The 20,712-nt window shown below is 28.6% G+C and carries 16 protein-coding genes and 1 other annotated feature; of the genes, 14 read left to right on the forward strand and 2 right to left on the reverse strand.

The annotated features are described in order from the left end of the window. Window positions 1-47: 47 nt before the first annotated feature. The 6 genes from KXZ80_RS03905 (at window position 48) to KXZ80_RS03930 (ending at window position 5,488) form a co-directional block, all read left to right on the forward strand. On the forward strand, window positions 48-497 hold the full coding sequence (locus tag KXZ80_RS03905) for an RrF2 family transcriptional regulator (RefSeq protein ID WP_021432168.1): 450 nt from the start codon (window positions 48-50) through the stop codon (window positions 495-497). Window positions 498-515: 18 nt separating this feature from the next. Then, window positions 516-1,703, forward strand: a complete 1,188-nt coding sequence (gene nifS, locus KXZ80_RS03910; protein WP_021432169.1) for a cysteine desulfurase NifS — start codon at window positions 516-518, stop codon at window positions 1,701-1,703. A 1-nt stretch (window position 1,704) separates the two neighbouring features. Further along, window positions 1,705-2,160: a Fe-S cluster assembly scaffold protein NifU gene (gene nifU / locus KXZ80_RS03915; RefSeq protein WP_021429900.1), complete on the forward strand. Its 456-nt coding sequence runs from the start codon at window positions 1,705-1,707 to the stop codon at window positions 2,158-2,160. Window positions 2,161-2,571: 411 nt separating this feature from the next. Then, window positions 2,572-3,267: a response regulator transcription factor gene (locus KXZ80_RS03920; RefSeq protein WP_021432170.1), complete on the forward strand. Its 696-nt coding sequence runs from the start codon at window positions 2,572-2,574 to the stop codon at window positions 3,265-3,267. Next, window positions 3,242-3,466 carry a hypothetical protein gene (locus KXZ80_RS03925; RefSeq protein ID WP_021432171.1) on the forward strand — a complete coding sequence of 75 codons (225 nt, stop codon included), beginning with the start codon at window positions 3,242-3,244 and terminating at the stop codon, window positions 3,464-3,466. Before KXZ80_RS03920 ends, KXZ80_RS03925 begins: the two co-directional genes overlap by 26 nt. A 24-nt stretch (window positions 3,467-3,490) precedes the next feature. Next, on the forward strand, window positions 3,491-5,488 hold the full coding sequence (locus KXZ80_RS03930) for a HAMP domain-containing sensor histidine kinase (protein ID WP_021432172.1): 1,998 nt from the start codon (window positions 3,491-3,493) through the stop codon (window positions 5,486-5,488). Between the two features lie 141 nt (window positions 5,489-5,629). On the opposite strand, the gene KXZ80_RS03935 is transcribed toward KXZ80_RS03930, so the two are convergent. Continuing rightward, window positions 5,630-9,061: a pyruvate carboxylase gene (locus KXZ80_RS03935; protein ID WP_021432173.1), complete on the reverse strand. Its 3,432-nt coding sequence runs from the start codon at window positions 9,059-9,061 to the stop codon at window positions 5,630-5,632. Between the two features lie 517 nt (window positions 9,062-9,578). On the opposite strand from KXZ80_RS03935, the gene KXZ80_RS03940 reads away from it, so the two are divergent. Both KXZ80_RS03940 and KXZ80_RS03945 read left to right on the forward strand, forming a co-directional pair. Next, window positions 9,579-11,249 (forward strand): MFS transporter, encoded by a 1,671-nt coding sequence (locus KXZ80_RS03940; protein ID WP_021432174.1) that lies wholly within the window; start codon window positions 9,579-9,581, stop codon window positions 11,247-11,249. Between the two features lie 191 nt (window positions 11,250-11,440). Then, the gene (locus KXZ80_RS03945) at window positions 11,441-12,361 is read left to right on the forward strand and encodes a DUF2232 domain-containing protein (protein WP_021432175.1); all 921 of its coding nucleotides are present in this window, start codon (window positions 11,441-11,443) and stop codon (window positions 12,359-12,361) included. Between the two features lie 60 nt (window positions 12,362-12,421). Here KXZ80_RS03945 and KXZ80_RS03950 read toward each other — a convergent pair whose 3' ends face one another. Beyond that, window positions 12,422-12,838: a DUF3783 domain-containing protein gene (locus KXZ80_RS03950; RefSeq protein ID WP_021432176.1), complete on the reverse strand. Its 417-nt coding sequence runs from the start codon at window positions 12,836-12,838 to the stop codon at window positions 12,422-12,424. A gap of 217 nt (window positions 12,839-13,055) precedes the next feature. Here KXZ80_RS03950 and KXZ80_RS03955 point away from each other — a divergent pair, with 217 nt between their 5' ends. The 6 genes from KXZ80_RS03955 to ruvX all read left to right on the forward strand — a co-directional run bounded on the left by KXZ80_RS03955 (window position 13,056) and on the right by ruvX (window position 20,667). Further along, window positions 13,056-13,475, forward strand: a complete 420-nt coding sequence (locus tag KXZ80_RS03955) for a hypothetical protein (RefSeq protein ID WP_021432177.1) — start codon at window positions 13,056-13,058, stop codon at window positions 13,473-13,475. Between the two features lie 57 nt (window positions 13,476-13,532). Next, window positions 13,533-14,618 (forward strand): tRNA 2-thiouridine(34) synthase MnmA, encoded by a 1,086-nt coding sequence (mnmA, locus tag KXZ80_RS03960; RefSeq protein ID WP_021429864.1) that lies wholly within the window; start codon window positions 13,533-13,535, stop codon window positions 14,616-14,618. A gap of 69 nt (window positions 14,619-14,687) precedes the next feature. Beyond that, window positions 14,688-14,909: a binding site (T-box leader), on the forward strand. A 64-nt stretch (window positions 14,910-14,973) separates the two neighbouring features. Continuing rightward, window positions 14,974-17,619: an alanine--tRNA ligase gene (gene alaS, locus KXZ80_RS03965; RefSeq protein WP_021432178.1), complete on the forward strand. Its 2,646-nt coding sequence runs from the start codon at window positions 14,974-14,976 to the stop codon at window positions 17,617-17,619. A 38-nt stretch (window positions 17,620-17,657) separates the two neighbouring features. Continuing rightward, window positions 17,658-17,918 carry an IreB family regulatory phosphoprotein gene (locus KXZ80_RS03970; protein ID WP_021429857.1) on the forward strand — a complete coding sequence of 87 codons (261 nt, stop codon included), beginning with the start codon at window positions 17,658-17,660 and terminating at the stop codon, window positions 17,916-17,918. Window positions 17,919-17,927: 9 nt separating this feature from the next. Then, complete coding sequence (locus KXZ80_RS03975) at window positions 17,928-20,096, forward strand: hypothetical protein (RefSeq protein WP_021432179.1); 2,169 nt, start codon at window positions 17,928-17,930, stop codon at window positions 20,094-20,096. A 145-nt stretch (window positions 20,097-20,241) separates the two neighbouring features. Beyond that, window positions 20,242-20,667 (forward strand): Holliday junction resolvase RuvX, encoded by a 426-nt coding sequence (ruvX, locus tag KXZ80_RS03980; protein ID WP_082435329.1) that lies wholly within the window; start codon window positions 20,242-20,244, stop codon window positions 20,665-20,667. Window positions 20,668-20,712 lie beyond the last annotated feature (45 nt).

The following is a 20,712-nucleotide window of genomic DNA, read 5'->3' on the forward strand; positions in this document are numbered from 1 at the left end:
CCTAGTAAGTTAGTCGGGAATACCTATTTGAAAAGAAGGTGTATAAAATGAAGTTATCAACTAAAGGTAGATACGGACTAAAAGCAATGTTTGAGCTTTCGTTGACACAGAAAAATGGACCAGTTCCATTAAGACAAATAGCTCAAAAGCAAAATATATCAGAGCAATATTTAGAGCAAATATTTTCAGCACTTAAAAAAGCTGGATTGATTAAAAGTGTAAGGGGTGCTCAAGGAGGCTATTTATTAGTTAAAGAACCTAAAGATATAACTGTAGGAGATATATTAATAGTACTTGAAGGTCCTGTTTCAATATCAGATTGTGTAGTAGATGAAGATATATGCGAAAACTCAGATATATGCGTTACCAAAATTGTTTGGGAAAGACTTAAAAAAGGCATTGAAGATGTTATAAATTCAATAACACTTCAAAACATGATAGATGATTACAATAAAAATAAAAACATAAATGATATAACAGATTTAATTATAAAATAGATTTAGGAGATGAATGAAATGGAAAAAAGAAAAATATATATGGATTATTCGGCTACAACTCCTGTAAAACAAGAAGTATTAGATGCTATGATGCCTTACTTCACTGAAACTTTCGGAAATGCATCAAGTTTTCATTCTTTCGGGAGAGATGCAAAGAATGTTTTAGATAAATCAAGAGAAACTGTAGCTAATCTTATAAATGCAAAACCAAATGAAATATACTTTACAGCTGGTGGAACAGAAAGTGACAACTGGGCAATAGAAGGGGTTGCTTTTGCAAACAAGGCTAAAGGAAATCATATAATAACTTCTAAAATAGAACATCATGGTATATTACATGTTTGTGAATATTTAGAAAAGCATCACGGATTTGAAGTAACATACTTAGATGTAGATGCTGATGGTAGAGTAAATGCTGAAGATGTTGAAAAAGCAATAACAGATAAAACTATATTAATAAGTATAATGTTTGCTAACAACGAAGTAGGTACTATACAACCTATAAAAGAAATAGGGGAAATAGCTAAAAAACATAATGTTATATTCCACACAGATGCTGTTCAGGCTGCTGGAAATATACCAATAGATGTTAAAGAGTTAAATATAGATTTAATGAGTATGTCATCTCATAAGATTTATGGACCAAAAGGTATAGGTGCTTTATACATAAGAACTGGTGTTAAATTACACACATTCGTTCATGGTGGAGCACAAGAGAGAAGAAGAAGAGCAGGTACAGAAAATATACCAGGTATAGTTGGATATGCAAAAGCATGTGAACTTGCAAAAGCTAACATGGAAGAGCATATAGAAAGACTAACAGCATTAAGAGCTAAACTTATAGATGGTATACTAAAAAGAATACCTCATACAAAAGTTAATGGAAGCTTAGAGTACAGACTTCCAGGAAATGTAAACTTCTCGTTTGAGTTTATAGAAGGAGAAGGAATACTATTAATGCTAGATATGTTAGGTATAGGAGCATCAAGTGGATCAGCTTGTACTTCTGGATCATTAGATCCATCTCACGTTCTTATGGCAATGGGTCTACCTCATGAGATAGCTCATGGGTCATTAAGACTTAGTATAGGAGATTTTACAACAGAAGAAGATATAGATTATATAATAGATAACTTACCAAAAATAATAGAGAGACTAAGAAGTATGTCACCATTATACAACAAGTTAGAAAAGGGAGGTAATTAATATGCAATACAGTGAAAAAGTTATGGATCATTTCATGAACCCAAGAAATGTTGGAGAAATAGAGGATGCTAGTGGAATAGGAGAAGTTGGAAACGTTAAATGTGGAGATATAATGAGAATATATCTTGATATAGATAATGACACTAAAATAATAAACGATGTTAAGTTTATGACTTTCGGATGTGGATCAGCTATAGCAAGTTCTTCTATGGCTACAGAATTAATAAAAGGTAAAACTATAGAAGAAGCTTTAGAAATAACAAATAAAGCTGTTGCAGAAGCATTAGATGGATTACCACCAGTAAAAATGCACTGTTCAGTATTAGCAGAACAAGCTATAAAAGCTGCTTTAATAGATTACTCTAAAAAGAATAATATACACATAGCTGCTTTAGATGGTGTTGTTATAGAAGATGATCACGATCATCACCATGATTTAGAAGAAGATTTAGTTTAAATTTAAAATATAAATAGGAGAGTAATATGTATTTCCTTCACACGACGTACTGCGTACGTAAGTGTTGCGTCAATACATATTACTCTCTATTTGTTATTAAGAAATTTAAATTATGTGGGAATAAGGAAAAGAGGGCATTTATAACGATAAGTTATAAATGCCCTCTTTTTTACGCAATGGACGAAGTAAATTTTTGTTATTTTTGTAAAAAATGAAACTTTTTTGAATAATTTTTCGTCTAATATATGAAGATATTTTTAGAAAGAAATAAAATTGTAAGAAAATCTTAAGATTTATGTTAAGAAATTCTTAAGATTTATAGTTTATTATATAAATATAGAAAAAATAAAGATAGAAAGGTCGGGATATTGTATAATCAAAACTGATGATTAAATGAAGTGAGGTAAGTATATGAGCAATATTTTAGTTGTTGATGATGATAAAGAAATAGTAGACTCGATTGAGATTTACTTAAGAAATGAAGGATTTAATATATTTAAAGCTTATGACGGTATCGAAGCATTAGAAATTTTAGTATCAGAAAATATTCATCTCATAATTATGGATATAATGATGCCTAAATTAGATGGAATAAAAGCTACCATAAAAATTAGAGAAGAAAAAAATATACCAATAATATTAGTATCTGCAAAAAGTGAAGATAGTGATAAAATTATTGGATTAAATATTGGAGCAGATGATTATATAACAAAACCATTCAATCCATTAGAGCTTATAGCAAGAACTAAATCGCAACTCAGAAGATACATAAATTTAGGAAATTACGAATCTGTAGAAAATAAAGACATTTTACAAAGTGGAGATCTTAAATTAAATATTAATAGTAAAGAAGTATTTGTTGATGAAGAATTAGTTAAACTTACGCCTATAGAATTTAAGATTTTAAATCTTTTAATATCCAATAAAGGTAGAGTTTTTTCAATAGATGAAATTTATGAAAGAGTTTGGGAAGAAGAGAGTTTTAACTCAGAAAATACAGTCAGTGTTCATATTAGGAGAATTAGAGAAAAAATCGAAATTAATCCTAAAGAACCAAGATACTTAAAGGTGGTGTGGGGCGTTGGATACAAAATCGAGAAGTTATAATATTTTAAAAATTAAAAGATGGAATATACAGTTAGTAATGCATTTTGCACTTTTACTTATATTTTTCTTCATGACACAAGTTGGAGCTGTTTTAATAGGATTTACATATTTAGAAGGACAGTTAGGTCTACAATTCTTAATTTTAGCAATTTCAAATTTTATTTTTTACAAAATTATGAGAGCTATGAATTTATTATAGGCAAGCGAAGAAATGGGTGAATAAATGAAAAAGACAAATAAAAAAATATTAAAGTTTATAACTTTAATCATATTATTAATTTCAACAGCAATATTTGGAGCATCATTACAAGAATTAAGATTTGGAGATGCTTATCAATATACAAGACCCAGTAATTTAGTTAGCAAATCTAATTCAATTTATGCAAAAAACTTTTTTGAAAGTGATATGTTTGATAATTCTACACTTCAAAATATTTTACATAATTTGACCATGTTTACATCTAATACTCAAATGCGTTCAGAAGAAGAGATTGTGAGTGCTAAAAATGCAATATCTGAATTTAAAGATATAAAGTTTTTTGTTATGAATGATTCAACTGGAGTAAGTTACAGTAATACCAAGTATAGAAATAATGAAGAATTTAGAAAAAACCAAAAAGGATATGTTAATTTAGAAATTGATTTTAGTAACGATATGAGTAGATATACTAAAATTATAGATAGCAAACGAAGTTCGTATAGAGTAAATAGAGATTTATTTTGGGGAGTACCAAAAGATAATTTAACAATAAGCATGTCATTTCCTAAAGAAAGTAGTAATGACGGTTATAATAGTATATTATTTGATGGTAATTATTCTAGTTTTGAATATTATAAAAATCTATCAAATAAATTAAATAAAGTTTTAATAGCATCAGCTATTAGTTCGATAATTTCATTAATTTTACTTATAAAAAATAAAGAAAAACTTATAAATAAAGAAGGATTAATATTAAAATTATATGCAAAAATACCTTTAGAAATATATACTTTTATATTTATAGTATTAGGTATATTTTCAATTTTAGACGTAAGTTCTAGGTGGTCTGTAATTTTAAAGTTTATATTTTTAAGTTTCGTATTTATTTGGATAATCTGCTTTATAAATTTAGATAAAAAGACTGGCATTTTAAAAAATAGTATAACGTACAGGTTTGGGAGATTTTTCACAAATGTAATAACAAATACAATTAATTATAGTAAAAAAGTACCTTTAATAAAAAGATTAATTTTATTAGATTTATTAATACTAATGTGTACAACCTTTATACTTATGTTTTTTAAAATACAATTTTATTCAATTTCATTTAGAATAGTTATGTTTATTTTAACTATACTATCGTTAGTTTTATTTATTGTAACTGGATACACAATAAACAGATTAGCTTATATTGATGAAATAATAGAAGGTACAGAAAAAATAAAAAATGGAGATATAAATCATAAAATAAGATTAAGAGATAACAATAGCTTAACAATTCTTGCAGAAAATATAAATAACTTAAGTGATGGACTTGAAAATGCAATAGAAGAAACATTAAAAAGTGAAAGAATGAAAACAGAGCTTATAACAAATGTAAGTCATGATTTAAAAACGCCTTTAACATCAATAATAAACTATGTTGATTTAATAAAAAAAGAAGAAAATATACAGCCGGAGTACGTAAATGATTATATAAACATATTAGACAATAAGTCAAAACGTTTAAAAAATCTTATAGAAGATTTGTTTGAGGCTAGTAAAGCAAGTAGTGGAAACATTGATCTTAATATTGAGAGGTTGGATTTAAATCAACTATTAAGACAAAGTATAGGCGAAAATGAAGAAAAATTAATAGAATCTAATTTGAGTTTAAAATTAAATATTCCAAAAGAACCTGTTTATATAAATTGTGATGGGAGACGAATGTATAGAGTGTTTGAAAATTTATTAGTAAATATATCTAAATACTCTCATGAAAATACAAGAGTTTATGTAGATATGGTAGTGGAGGGAAATCAAGTGTTCGTTTCCATGAAAAATATATCGGCATACGAATTAAACTTTGAAGCAAGCGAAATACTTGAAAGATTCAAAAGGGGAGACTTAGCTAGAAATACAGAGGGAAGTGGACTTGGATTAGCTATTGCTAGAGACTTAGTACAACTTCAAGGTGGTAAATTAGGAGTTCAAATAGATGGAGACTTATTTAAGGTAGAACTCTCCTTCAACACAATATAAAATAAAAAAGCTATATCAAATAAATCAGCAGAGTATAAATATATAAGTTTTAGCGACCTTTCAAATCATGTTTTTGATTTGGGGAGTAAAACTTATATATTTATACGGGATTGCAGTCTATTTGATATAGCTTTTTATTTTTTATTTCATATCTATTAGTAATTGTTTATCTTTTATCATTTCATCTTGACTTACATAAATAGATTTAACACATCCACTTGTTTTAGCTACTATAACAGTTTCCATTTTCATAGCTTCAATAACAATAAGTGGCTGATTTTCTTTAACTTCTTGATTTTCTTCAACTAATATATTTACAACCTTTCCAGGAATGCTAGCACCTATTTGTAAAGGGTTGTTCATATCAGCTTTTAAGATATCTTTAATATTTGAACTATAGTGAGTATCACTAACTTCTATATCTCTCATCATTCCATTTAGTTCAAATGATAAAGTTCTATTTCCGTCCTCTTTTATGTCCCCGATTTCTATTAACTTTATAGTTAATACTTTTCCTTCTTCAATCTCTACTTCACATTCTTCCCCTATTGATAAACCATAAAAATATACGTGACTTTCAAGTTTTGAAATATCATTATATAACTGTAGATGTTTTAAATAATCTTCATAGACATTAGGATAAAGTGTGTAACTTAATATATTTCTTACATTAGAATCCATACTAAACTTTTCATCCAAATATTTTTTTACAGATTCAAAATCTTCGCTTGGAATTAATTCTCCAGGTCTTACTATTATAGGAGTTTCTCCTTTTAGTACTACCTTTTGAATATCCTTAGGTATTCCTCCTTCAGGTTGACCTATCATACCCCTACAATAGTCAACAACTGAGTCTGGGAATGAAAGATTTTTCCCTTCTGAAACTATATTATTTTTATCTAATTTATTTTTTACCATAAATATTGCTAAATCTCCTACAACTTTAGATGATGGAGTAACTTTAATGATATCACCTAATATTTCATTAGATTCTTTATATTTTTCTTTTACTTGATCAAACTTATCAGATAAACCTAAACTGTCAGCTTGAGGTTTTAAGTTTGTATATTGACCACCTGGAATTTCATATTTATAAATTTCAGCAGATGGATTCTTTAAATCACTTTCAAATTTTGAGTATACATTACGTAAATCTTTATAGTAATTGCCTAATTCTTCAAATCCATATAAATCTATTTTAGTATCTCTTTCTGTATTTTTAAGAGCTTCTACAATTGAATTTAATGAAGGCTGACTAGTAAGTCCTGCCATTGTTTCAAGTGCACCATCAACAATATCAACACCAGCTTCAGAAGCCATTAAGCATGTAGCAACTCCATTACCACTTGTGTCATGAGTGTGTAGGTGAATAGGAGTATTAACATTTTCTTTTAATGCTTTTATAAGAGTATAGGCAGCGTATGGTTTTAAAAGGCCTGCCATATCTTTTATGCATATAATGTCAGAACCTAATTCTTCTAACTGTCTAGCCATATTAATGTAATACTCTAAATTATACTTAGTTTTATTTGGATCTAGAATATCTCCTGTATAACAGATTGTAGATTCAACAATTTTACCAGTTTCAAGAGCTGTATATATAGATGGTTTCATGTTTTCAACCCAGTTAAGAGAGTCAAATATTCTAAAAACATCAATTCCTTTATTTGCTGATTCTTTTAAGAATTCCTTTATAACGTTATCGGGATAGTTTTTATAGCCAACTCCATTAGATGCTCTAAATAGCATTTGAAACATTATGTTAGGAATTTCTTTTCTTAATTTTTCAAGTCTTACCCATGGAGATTCTTTTAAGAATCTGTATGCTACGTCGTAAGTTGCTCCTCCCCACATTTCAAGAGAGAATAAATCTTTCATATGTTCACTTGTTGGCGTTGCAACTTTTAGTAAGTCATAACTTCTAAGTCTTGTTGCTAAAAGAGATTGATGTGCATCTCTCATAGTTGTATCTGTTAGAAGTAGTTTTTTCTCTTTTTTTACAGATTCTAAATAATCTTTTTTACCTAGTTTATCAAATAATATTTTACTTCCTTCGTTTGGAGAAAATGTATTGCTTGATTTAGGGGTATATATAGTTTGAAACTCGGGTTTTTCAGAACACTTATTTTCATTTACTATAGTATTTCCTATAAATTGAAGTAGCTTAGTTCCTCTATCCTTGCTTTCTTTTATTTCAAATAAATCTGGATTTTCATCAATGAATTTTGTACTACAGTTTCCTTGTGAGAAAATTGGGTTATTTAATACATTAACTAAGAAACCTATATTTGTCTTAACACCTCTAATTCTAAGTTCTTTAATTGAACGAACTGTTTTGTTTATAGCTCCTTTGAAAGTTCTATCCCAAGATATTGTCTTAACTAACAAGCTATCGTAGTAAGGGCTTATTGTAGAGCCTGTAAATCCGTTTCCTCCATCTAGCCTTATACCAAAACCTGAACCAGTTCTATAAACTTGTATTTTGCCAGTATCAGGCATAAAGTTGTTTTTAGGATCTTCTGTAGTTATTCTACATTGGATAGAGTATCCTCGTACTTGTATGTCTTCTTGTGATTTTATGTTTATAGGTTCATCTTCTAATTTATATCCTTGAGCTACTAATATTTGACTTTGAACTATGTCTATACCTGTAATCATTTCTGTTACAGTATGTTCAACTTGAACTCTTGGATTCATTTCAATAAAGTAGAAATTTTCATTTTCATCAACTAAAAATTCTAATGTACCGGCATTTACATAGCCAACATGTTTAGCTATTTTTACAGCATTAGTACATATTTGTTCTCTAAGTTTATCAGATAGAGAAAATGCTGGAGCATATTCTATTATTTTTTGATGTCTTCTTTGAACTGAACAATCTCTTTCATATAAATGAACTATATTTCCAAACTTATCTCCAAGTATTTGAACTTCTATATGTTTTGGATTAGGTATATATTTTTCTATAAATATAATATCTTCACCAAAAGCTTTTCTTGATTCACTACATGCAGTTTCGTATTCTATATTTAAGTTATCTTCGCTGTATACAATTCTCATACCTCGTCCGCCACCGCCATTAGAAGCTTTAAGCATTATAGGATAACCAATTTTATTAGCTATTTCTTTAGCTCTTTCTATGCTTTTAATTGACTCATCTATACCTGGAATAGTGGGAACATTAGCTTCTTTAGCTATTTGTTTTGAGTTGATTTTATCTCCCATCATATTCATTATTTCAGCCGATGGGCCTATAAAAATTATTCCGTTTTCTTCACATTTTTTTACAAACTCTGGATTTTCAGACAAGAATCCGTAACCAGGATGAATTGCATCTACATTTTTACTTTTGGCTAATTCAATTATGCCATCTATATCTAAATAAGCATCAATAGGACCTTTATCCTCTCCTATTAAATATGATTCATCAGCTTTAGTTCTAAATAAAGAATATTTATCTTCTTTGCTATATATCCCAACGCTTTTTATACCCAATTCAGAGCAAGCTCTAAATATTCTAATCGCAATTTCACCACGATTGGCTACTAAAATTTTATTAATTTTTTTAAGCATAAGTGAAAAAATCCCCCTTAATTCTTTTGATATTAAAGATTATAGACTAATTTACTTTAATTTTAAATATAGTTATAAAAACTCCTTAATAAATAAGAAATATTTATCGAATCATGCAACTTATATAATTTAAAAGTACATAACTATCTTATTAAACACGTGTAAAAAAGGTGAAATCACTTAAAAAGTATATTTTCCGAATAAATATAAAGTAAGCTTTTTAAAATACCTTATATTAAAAGGAAAAAATTAATTATGCAAACATATATTTAAGAAAAATTAACACAATTTCACACAACTCACATTAATTAATAATATGAATAAATTTAATTAATGTGGGTATATGAACATTATTGAGATAGTTGGGGGTTATAAAAAGAAAAAATTTGTGTTTGTTTTAGCATATAATATTAAATTTATTATATTTTAAAATGAGTATAAGTTAAAAATAGGAACCAAAACTCTTCAATTATCTTAAATTAATAAATAAACAGATTTATGAAGAGGAGTGTTTTTTATGAGTGAGAAATCAAATAAAAATACTACAGCTATTGCTATGATAGTATTTTTACTTGGAATTTTTATGGGAGCTATGGATTCAGGGATAGTATCTCCGGCAAGAAATGTAATAGCAAATGGTCTAGGGGTATCACAATCAGCAAGTGTATGGATGATAACTATATATACATTAGCTTATGCAGTGTCTATGCCGATAACAGGTAAAATGGCTGATATTTATGGGCGTAAGAAAGTATATATAATTTGTGTTTCATTATTTGCAACTGGATCTTTGCTTTGTGGAATATCTGATATAGTTGGAAGTTATGAATTTTTACTAGTATCAAGAGTTATTCAAGCTATAGGCGGTGGAGGTATAATGCCAATAGCTACTGCTTATATAGGAGCATCATTTCCAGAAGAAAAAAGAGGTTCAGCTCTTGGTATGGTAGGTGGAATATATGGGATAGCAACAGTTCTTGGACCTACTTTAGGAAGTTTTGTTCTTTCAATTGCAGGAGATAGCAGATGGGGATACTTATTTTTAATAAACGTGCCTATAAGTATAATAATTTTATTTACATCTTTAAAATTAGAAGAAAACAAACAATCTTCTAAAGTGAAAAAAATGGATGTATGGGGATGTGTAGCATTAAGTATAGTTGTAGCATCTTTAATGTATGGATTAACTAATTTAAAATTCTATGATTTTGCAAACTCAGTTAAATCAATAGAGGTATGGCCTTATTTATTAACAACTATAGTTTTTATACCTATAGTAATATATATAGAAAAAAGAGCAGAAGATCCTGTTTTAAACTTAGGATTTTTTACAAATAAACAGACTGCATTAACTTTATTTTTAAGTTTTATAGTTGGTTGCGGTCTTATGGGAACTGTATTTCTACCTCAATTCTCAGAGAACGTATTAAAATTAAAAAGAGGTAGTGGTGGATATATAGTAACTTTGTTTGCTGTGTTTACAGGAATAGCAGCACCTCTTGGTGGAAAATTTATTGATAAATATGGAGTTAAAAAGCTTTTATTATTGGGATTTAGCTCAAGTATAATAGGGGTTTTATACCAAGCATTTATTACAGCAAATCATCCTAATTTTACAAACTTAACAGTAGGTTTAGTATTTATGGGAATTGGTATGGGATTTACGATGGGAACTCCTATAAATTATTTAATGATGAGCTTAGTTAAGCCAGAAGAAATTTCTATGGGGCAATCTACTGTATCCTTACTTAGATCTATAGGGGTTGCGGTATCACCTAATTTGCTTATAAATTTTGTTTCTGATGCAGGTAGAAATGTACCAGCGGCTATTCAAAAAGTAATGCCTCCAATACCAGGAGCTTCCTTTGGTGGAGGAAATATGTCAGCTGATATGCTAAATAAGTTTCAAAATGCTGATGTAACAAATATATTTGAGGTAGTTAAGTCATTTGTAAACTCTATGTTTAATGGATTACAACATACTATGGCATCTAATCCTAATATGAATTTTGATATGTTAAAAAGTAACTATTTAATTAGTTTAGATAAAGCTAAACCTAGTATAGTTCATGCTTATCAATACACAATGAACCAAGGATATGCGCATTTATTTATAGGAACTGCAGTAATAGCTTTATGTGGATTAATAGCATCTTTATTTTTAAAAAGTCATAAAAAAGAAGCTTAATTAAAATAACTACAATCTAGGTTAAAACTAGATTGTAGTTATTTTAATGTATAAAGAATTTTATTAAGGTCTATGTTATAATGTATCAATATGTATATTTTAAATCACTTATAAACTTGATCAACATATATGGTTTGTAATGTCGTTGGCAAAATTATATAAGTGAATTTTGTATAGAAAGAAGGCTGTATATGGAAATAAAAAAGATGACTGAGGCAGCTATAATGTCTTCACTTTTCATAGTTTGTAGTATATTTGCAATATCTACAGGACTTTTATATGGACTTTACATAGACATAATAGTTCCGATTTTTATAGCAATTATATATTTAAGATGCGATTTTAAATTTACAATACTTGCAATGGTAACTTGTTTAATAATTGTGGGATTAGTAATGGGGAATATAGGATCGGCAATTTGTATGAGTCAAAGTATGATTATTGGAATTATGTGTGGTTATGTTATAACTAAAAAGACTAAAATCTTTGATGATTTATTTTATTTGAGTATAGTATCTTGCTTTATAATGGTTATGATAGATGTGTGGTTTTCTAAATTAATTGGATTTAGTTTTATAAAAGAGTATAAAACTATGTTAGCACCTTGGCCTGTAAGTGATGGGTTTAAAGAAGTTTTATTTTATATGTTTATAGCTACACTTCCTCTTGGAACTATTATAATGACTTATTTTGCAAGTTTATTTATTGGAGATAGAATTAAGTCTTTGAATGAAGAAGGTAAAAGAAAATTATACATTTTGAAAAATATTAGACAGTATGCAAATTACATATATTGTTCTAAATCTACTGTATATTTTGGATTAGCATATTTGTTTGTAATTCAGTTGAAAAATATATTAGGTGTTGATATAAAATTTGTATATTTACTTACTATAACTGAAACTATAAAGTATATTGTTTATTATTTTTTAATAAGAGATGCATATGCATATTTAAGACTTTATACTTATCAAAAAACAAAGTCTATAATGGCATTAAATATAATGGGAATGACATTTTTAGCTTCATTAGTTATAAAGTTTAATATTAGCTTTTGGATAATATCAGCTATTGCATTTTTCTATGCACCGATGAAACTAAAGATGACTTAGAACTATTTAAAATAAAACAAAAAGCACCCTGTAGCATTTGTTGCGGGGCGCTTTTTAAATTTAGTGATTAAGAGGTTTCCCTGACTTTAAGGCTTCTCTTTCTTCAATTAAGTTTTGTATTACAGTATTTAATTCCCAGTCAATGGAAGTTTCAGTAACTACAGCAATTAAAGGTCTTTGTATCCTAAATTTTTTAAGAGCTTCCATAAAAGAGTGAATTTTAACATGGTCTACATTATTAAATATAACAGTGTTATGCTTTAATCCATCTTCGCAACTTTCATCTATATTATTATTTAAAATATCTTTTACTAAAGTTGTAGCATTCTTAGGCACAAGGACTATTTGATCTTTTAAGCCTATTAGATTGCATATATTTTTCAACATACTTAAATCTTTTGTATTAAAGTTATAAAGTAAGACGCAAACTCTATCGTCGCTATAAGTAGGCAAAGTATTTATATTTTTAAAATCCATAGTAATTTAAGCACCTCCTTTTTAATAAGTTTACTATTATTGATACCAAATTTAGAAAATTTTAAACATAAACACGAACTTTATAAAAGTATTATTTAAAAATGTGACTACTATATAAGTGAATTAATATGGGTATATCATTTAAAGACATGTTAAGTATTTTATGTTATACTATTATGTAAAACATAGTAGTATATATTTTAAAAGGAGCAATGAAATGGATAAAACTCAATTTTTAAATTATACAAATAAAAAACTTAAAAATCAGGTTAATATAAGTAAAAACTGGGCATTAAGAAAAGTACTAGAGAAACCCTTGGAAATAATTTCAAAAGTACTTATAGTTCCGCCAATTGCTTTTACGGGTATAATGGTATTTGGGATGTTAATTTTAAGCTCAATGAGTTGGTTTAGTATAAGCTATTTTCCTGACTTTATTCAAATAATGGATACAAAAATAATAATAGGAATGATTGGGGTTATAATTAGCATTATATTTGCAGTGATAAGTATAGTGGCTTGGCCTATATATATAGTAGTTTTAATATTTGGAATTTGGTTTATAAAAACTTATAGAGGGTTTATAAAAAATCATAATTTATACAAAAAAGCAAATGATTTAATGGATAACCTATAAGTTAATACTTTAAAAAATATATCAAAGTATATATAATATAAAGAACGAGGTGATAATATGAAAAAAAGAGTAATGATCGGTATGAGTGGTGGAGTAGATAGTTCTGTTGCAGCGTATCTTTTAAAAGAGCAAGGATATGATGTAATAGGTGTTACTATGAAATTATGGCAAGACGATGATGATGAACTTATAGAAAATGAGGGTGGATGTTGTTCATTAGCAGCAGTTGAAGATGCGAGAAAAGTTGCTGATAGAATAGGGATACCTTTTTATGTATTAAACTTTAGCGAGGTATTTAAAGAGAAGGTAATCGAACCATTTATAGATGAATATTTAAACGGAAGAACTCCAAATCCTTGCATAGCTTGTAATAAGCATATAAAATTTGATGATTTCTTTAATAAAGCTCGTCAGATAGGATGTGATTATGTAGCTACGGGACATTACGCTAAAATAGAAAAAGATGAAGAGACAGGTAGATATTTACTTAAAAAGTCTGTTACGGATAAAAAAGACCAAACTTACGCATTATATAATTTAACTCAAGAGCAACTAGAGCATACTTTACTTCCTATAGGAGAGTATGAAAAAGATAAAGTTAGAGAGATTGCAAAAGAGATAGGTATAGAAGTTCACAATAAACCAGATAGTCAAGAAATATGTTTTGTAAAAGATAATGACTATGCAGGATATGTACAGAAACATTCTAAAAAGAGAATTGATCCAGGATTTTTCGTAGATACTAATGGTAATGTATTAGGAAAGCATAAGGGAATAATAAATTACACTATAGGTCAAAGAAAAGGGCTAGGAATTGCATTTGGAAAGCCTATGTTTGTTGTTGATATAGACCCAGTTAAAAATACAGTTGTATTAGGTGATAATGAAGATATATTCTCAAATGCATTAATAGCTAGGGATGTAAATTTAATCTCAATAGATGATATAAACGAACCTATAAGAGTACAAGCTAAAGTTAGATATTCAGCAAAAGCATCAGATGCTACAGTAACTAAAGTTGGAGAAAATACATTTAAAATAGTATTTGATCAACCACAAAGAGCTATAACTAAAGGTCAATCAGTTGTTATGTATGATGGAGAAAAAGTTGTAGGCGGAGGAGTAATAGAAAAAAGCCTATAATAAAAAACTATTGATTATTTTCATAAAATTTAGTAATATAACTATTAATCATATAGAAATAAAATAATTTTAAATACAGTGAAGAGAAATAGTAAATTAATTGATGCATTACAGAGAGAGGGAATAGGTGAAAGCCCTTATGATAGATTAGTTGAAGCAGTCTTGGAGTATCAACTTTGAAACTAAGTAGGAGTTGACGGTAGTTCCGTTATAACTTAAGGTTTTCCGAAGATACTGTAGATTTTTTACAGTAATTAGGGTGGTACCGCGAGATATATCCTCGCCCCTATAGTATTATAGAGGCGGGGATTTTTTAATTCACAGAAAAGTAGCAAATTTAAGGAGGAAATTTAAAATGCAAAAAATGGGATTAAACGAAATAAGAAGTAAATTTTTAAAATTCTTTGAATCAAAAGGACACTTAGTTCAACCAAGTTATTCATTAGTGCCACATAATGATAAAAGTTTATTATTAATAAATGCAGGTATGGCACCTCTTAAAAATTATTTTTCAGGAACAGAGATTCCACCAAGTAAGAGAATGACTACTTGTCAAAAGTGTGTAAGAACAGGAGATATAGAAAATGTAGGGGTTACAGCTAGACATGCTACATTATTCGAAATGCTTGGAAACTTCTCTTTTGGAGATTACTTTAAAGAAGAAACTTTAAAATGGGGATGGGAGTTTGTTACAGAACATTTAAACATACCTCAAGATAAAGTATGGGTAAGTGTATACTTTGAAGATGACGAAGCTTTTGAAATATGGGAAAAGGAAATAGGTATACCAAAAGAAAGAATAGTAAGACTTGGAAAAGAAGATAACTTCTGGGAAATAGGAACTGGTGCTTGTGGACCTTGTTCAGAAATTCACTTTGATAGAGGTGAAGAATATGGATGTGATAATCCAGATTGTAAACCAGGATGTGATTGTGATAGATACTTAGAATTCTGGAACCATGTTTTCTCTCAATTTAACAAAGATGAAGAAGGAAATTACAATCCATTAGAGAACAAAAACATAGATACTGGTATGGGTCTTGAAAGAATTGCATGTATAATGCAAGGAGTTGACACTATATTTGATGTAGATACTATAAAGCAAATATTAAATGCTGTTGAGAAAATGACAAATTCAACATATGGAAAAGATTACAAAACTGATAAATCTATAAGAATAATAACTGATCATATAAGAAGTGTAAGTTTCTTAGTTGCGGATGGAGTTTTACCATCAAATGAAGGTAGAGGATACGTATTAAGAAGATTATTAAGAAGAGCTGCTCGTAATGGTAAATTACTTGGAATGAAAGATCCATTCTTATACAACTTAGTTGATGAAGTTATATCTGTAAGTGGAGAAGCTTACCCAGAGTTAGTTGAAAAAGCTGACTACATTAAAAAAGTTATAAGAATAGAAGAAGAAAAGTTTAATGAAACTATAGATAAAGGTAATGAAATATTATCTTCATATATAGAAGAGTTAAAAGCTAAAAATGAGAAAACTTTAAGTGGAGAGAATGCATTTAGATTATATGATACTTATGGGTTCCCTGTTGACTTAACAAAAGAGATATTAGAAGAAGAACATTTAGAAATAGATGAAGAAGGCTTCAAAGCTGAAATGGAAAAACAAAGACAAACAGCTAGAGATGCAAGAGGAAATATGGATGCAGAAGCATGGAAAGAAGATGCTATAGCTAAATTAGATAAAGATATAGTTACAAATTTTGAAGGATATGATATTCTATCTATAGAATCAACTGTTAAGGGAATAGCTAAAAATAATGAATTAGTAGACTCAGCAAGTGTTGGTGATGAAGTTATAATAGTTCTTGATAAAACTGCATTTTATGCAGAAGGTGGAGGACAAGTTGGAGACAAAGGTCTTTTAGTTAATAAAAACGAAGATTTAGTAGTAGAAGTTTTAGATACTAAAAAAGGTCCAAATAACACTATAAAGCATGTATGTATAGTTAAATCAGGAATTATAAAACTTGAAGATGTAGTATATACTAAGGTTGATAAAGAAGTTAGATTAGCTTCAGCAAGAAACCACAGTGCTACACATGTTCTTCATAAAGTATTAAAAGAAGTTTTAGGAGATCACGTAAACCAAGCTGGATCGCTTGTTACTCCAGAACGATTAAGATTTGACGTAACTCACTTTGAATCTATATCAAAAGATGAGTTAAAGCTTATTGAAGAAAAAGTAAATAATATTATATTTGAAGCTTTAGATATAACTTGTGAAACTATGAGTATGACAGAAGCTGGTCAAAAAGGTGCAACAGCATTATTCGGAGAAAAATATGGTGATGAAGTAAGAGTTGTTTCAATGGGAGAATTCTCTATGGAATTATGTGGAGGTACTCACTTAACAAACACTTCTCAAATAGGTATGTTTAAGATACTTTCTGAAGGTGGAGTTGCAGCAGGAGTAAGAAGAATAGAAGCTATAACTGGTAAAGAAGTATATTATTTCTTAAACAACAAGCAAGATTTAATAAATGAAGTGTGTACATCTGTTAAAGCTAAAGAAGATAATTTAGTAGCAAGAGTAACTAACTTATTAGATGAAAACAAGACATTAGCTAAAGAATTAAATGAAGTAAAAGCAAAAATGAGCTTACAATCTGCAGATTCTATATTAGACTCTAAGACAGATATAAATGGAGTAAATATAGTAACAGCTAAGTTTGAAGATATGGATATGGATACACTTAGAAACACTGCAGATACTTTAAGAGATAAGTTAGCTTCTGGAGTAGTAGTATTAGGAAATGTAGCAGGAGGAAAAATAAACTTTGTTGCTACAGCTACTAAAGATGTACTTGAAAAAGGTGTTCATGCTGGAAATATAGTTAGAGAAGTAGCTCAAGTAGCAGGAGGAAAAGGTGGAGGAAGACCTAATATGGCACAAGCTGGAGCTCCAGATGTAGCTAAGGTTGACGAAGCTTTAAATCATGCAAAAGAGGTTTTAAAAACTCAAGTGAAATAATAATTTTAAATAAATATTAAAGATAGGGGTGTTGTAGTATGAATGAAAATATGGATTATACAATGAAATTCGAAGGTATAACATCTGAACAAATGAGTGTTAGTGAGGCTATCGATTTAGTTTATGATTCACTTCAAGAGAAAGGATATAACCCAATAAATCAAATTATAGGATATATACTTTCAGGAGATTCTAGTTATATAACAAGTCACAATAATGCTAGAGGGATAATGAAGAAATTTGAAAGAGATGAAATATTAGAAGAGGTTATCACTTATTATTTGAACAATAGAAAGTAGGTCAATCTTATGAAAAAAAAGATTGTATCCTTATTAACAATTTTAATGATACTTATAAGTTCTGTTCCTAGCATTTGTTTTGCTGATGATAAAGGCAAGGCAATAGTAATTGATTTAAATAGGACTGGCCTTGAAGATATGCTAAGTATAGATTCTCTATCTAAAAAGATGGAAAAAGAAGGCTATATAGGGCTTATGAATATCAGAGGTGACAGAGGAACAGATGACAGAAGGTCATATGCAGCTGTAGGTGCTGGAGGAAAAGTTACCTTGCCAAACCAGAACCTAATTAACTTTGAAGAAGTTAATAAAGGTAATGCAAAGGCGTATAAAGCTGAAACAGGACACAATCCCAAGAAAATAAATGATATGACAATAAACCATTCTCTAAGTGAGAACTTAGAGAATGGTTCTTATGGTTCTGTACTTGGATCGTTAGGACAGACTTTATCAAATCATAAATTAAGGGCATCTGTTATAGGTAACGCCGATAGAGTTAATAATGGAGAACTAATAAAAAATAGAAATATAGCATTAATGGCTATGGATAACATAGGTAGAGTTGATGATGGGAATGTAGATAATATAAATATCAAAGACAACACTATGCCCTATGGAATAAGAACAGATTATAACAAACTAAAAAGTGAAACTAAAAAGTTTTATGATAATAGTGATGTTTTATTTGTTGAACTTGGAGATACGTATAGATTAGATGATTACAAAAATTATTTAAATGAAAAAACTTACAATAATATGAAAAAAAATATTTATAAAAATATAGATGATTATTTACAAGAAGTTTTCAAAATGGTTGATGAAAATGATACTATTTATATAATGTCAGCTTTTCCAAGTAAATCAGATTATAAAAATCAAAAAAGGCTATCTCCTGTAATTAAATTTGAAGGTTCTCAAAAGGGAGTTTTAAAATCTGCTACAACAAGAAGAGAAGGTGTAGTTGGAAACTTAGATATAGGAGTAGATATACTTGCTAAGTTTGGCCTAAAAAATGAAAAAATGGTAGGAAGAGCATTTGAGGAAGTTAATAAAGAAGATAATATAAGTTTTATCAATCATGAATTTGATAAAATGGTATCTATGCTAGGAGTGAGAACTCCTATTGTAAACACTACTGTAGGAATAGTTGCAGCAGCATGGATTATATGTACGGTATTATTAATTTTCTTTAGAAAAAAACTACCTAAAAAAGAATTAGTTTTTAGCATATTAAAAGAATTTATAAAACTAGGGGTAGTGATACCTTTAGCATTTATAGTTTCGCCTATTTTTAATTTTGCAACTCCAACTAGTATAACCTTAGGAATATTTGGAACCTTATTGGTATTATATTTAATAGGGAAAATTTTCTTTAAGGACGATATTAAGTATATGGCATTTTTCTCTATAATTACTATTATAGTAATAGTAGTTGATTCTATATTTGGAACACACTTAATGCAAAATAACATAATGAGTTATGATGCTATAATAGGTGCTAGATACTATGGTGTTGGAAATGAATATGAAGGTATAACTATAGGATGTGCAATATTTGCGATGTCAGTATTAGTGAACTACAAAAAAATACCTAAATGGATTGCAGTTGTTGCATCTTTAATTATACTTATAACTAGTGCTTATCCATCGATGGGAGCAAATGTTGGAGGAGCAATATCAGAATCAGTGGCATATACATTATTTTTATTACTTGCATTTGATGTTAAGATGGATCTTAAAAAGAGCATATTACTATCACTTGTGCCAGTAATGATTGTTTGTATATTTGCTGCACTAGATGTAGTTTCTAAAAGCCAGTCTCATTTATCTGGATTTGTAAACCAGATATCTGTAAATGGGCCAATTGCTATAATTCAAACATTTACTAGAAAGATACAAATGAATGTAGATATTGCAACTAGCAATATATTAATTGTTGCAGCTTTAGTAGTTGCTGGATATATGACTAAGTTTATTTTTAAACCTGCTAATCATTTTAAAAAGTTGTCAGAAAAATATCCTTATATATTTAAGGGATTTGTAGCAACAACAGTAGGATGTATAGTTACTTTAATTTTTAATGATTCAGGAATAGTTGCGGCTGGAACAGCATCTATTTATATATTAATACCAATATTGGTTATGAGTGTAAATATGATGATTTTTGATAAAGAGTAGTATAATATTAACCTAGATATTAAAAAAATAATATCTAGGTTAATTTTTTCTGTACATAATGTGTTGAAATTAGAGTACAATAAGAATATAGTATATACATATAGTGAATAATTATTAAATTTGGTTGACCGAGGAGAATTAAATGATATTAGACGGAAGAATAATGGGTCTTGACGTAGGAGATAAAACTATAGGAGTTGCAGTTAGTGACCTTATGGGAATTACGGCACAAGGAGTTAAGACTGTAAGAAGAGTTGGAAAGAAAAAAGATATAGAGGAATTAAAAGCTATTATAAAAGAAAGACAAGTTAATAAGATAGTTTCAGGACTTCCTAAAAATATGAATGGAACATTAGGACCACAAGGTGAAAAAGTTATAAAGTTTTGTGAGTTATTAGAACAAGAAACGGGTATGAAAATAGAATACTGGGATGAGAGATTATCTACAGTTGCAGCAGAAAGATCTTTAATAGAAGCTGACGTTAGAAGAGAAAAAAGAAAAAAAGTAATTGATATGCTTGCGGCAGTAATAATTTTACAAGGTTATTTAGATAGTAAAAGAATTTTCTAAAATCTATGTAAAATAACAATGATATAAGTTATAATATATTTAAAT

The organism is Paraclostridium bifermentans (assembly GCF_019916025.1).
In the GTDB taxonomy this organism is placed as follows: Bacteria; Bacillota; Clostridia; order Peptostreptococcales; family Peptostreptococcaceae; genus Paraclostridium; species Paraclostridium bifermentans.

Excerpts from the sequence above, each read along its gene's own strand:
- KXZ80_RS03930 (WP_021432172.1), top strand. The coding sequence starts at position 3,491 with ATGAAAAAGACAAATAAAAAAATATTAAAGTTTATAACTTTAATCATA.
- KXZ80_RS03970 (WP_021429857.1), top strand. The coding sequence starts at position 17,658 with ATGAATGAAAATATGGATTATACAATGAAATTCGAAGGTATAACATCT.
- nifS (WP_021432169.1), top strand. The coding sequence starts at position 516 with ATGGAAAAAAGAAAAATATATATGGATTATTCGGCTACAACTCCTGTA.
- nifU (WP_021429900.1), top strand. The coding sequence starts at position 1,705 with ATGCAATACAGTGAAAAAGTTATGGATCATTTCATGAACCCAAGAAAT.
- KXZ80_RS03950 (WP_021432176.1), bottom strand. The coding sequence starts at position 12,838 with ATGGATTTTAAAAATATAAATACTTTGCCTACTTATAGCGACGATAGA.
- KXZ80_RS03905 (WP_021432168.1), top strand. The coding sequence starts at position 48 with ATGAAGTTATCAACTAAAGGTAGATACGGACTAAAAGCAATGTTTGAG.
- alaS (WP_021432178.1), top strand. The coding sequence starts at position 14,974 with ATGCAAAAAATGGGATTAAACGAAATAAGAAGTAAATTTTTAAAATTC.
- KXZ80_RS03940 (WP_021432174.1), top strand. The coding sequence starts at position 9,579 with ATGAGTGAGAAATCAAATAAAAATACTACAGCTATTGCTATGATAGTA.
- KXZ80_RS03975 (WP_021432179.1), top strand. The coding sequence starts at position 17,928 with ATGAAAAAAAAGATTGTATCCTTATTAACAATTTTAATGATACTTATA.
- KXZ80_RS03945 (WP_021432175.1), top strand. The coding sequence starts at position 11,441 with ATGGAAATAAAAAAGATGACTGAGGCAGCTATAATGTCTTCACTTTTC.
- mnmA (WP_021429864.1), top strand. The coding sequence starts at position 13,533 with ATGAAAAAAAGAGTAATGATCGGTATGAGTGGTGGAGTAGATAGTTCT.
- KXZ80_RS03920 (WP_021432170.1), top strand. The coding sequence starts at position 2,572 with ATGAGCAATATTTTAGTTGTTGATGATGATAAAGAAATAGTAGACTCG.
- KXZ80_RS03935 (WP_021432173.1), bottom strand. The coding sequence starts at position 9,061 with ATGCTTAAAAAAATTAATAAAATTTTAGTAGCCAATCGTGGTGAAATT.
- KXZ80_RS03955 (WP_021432177.1), top strand. The coding sequence starts at position 13,056 with ATGGATAAAACTCAATTTTTAAATTATACAAATAAAAAACTTAAAAAT.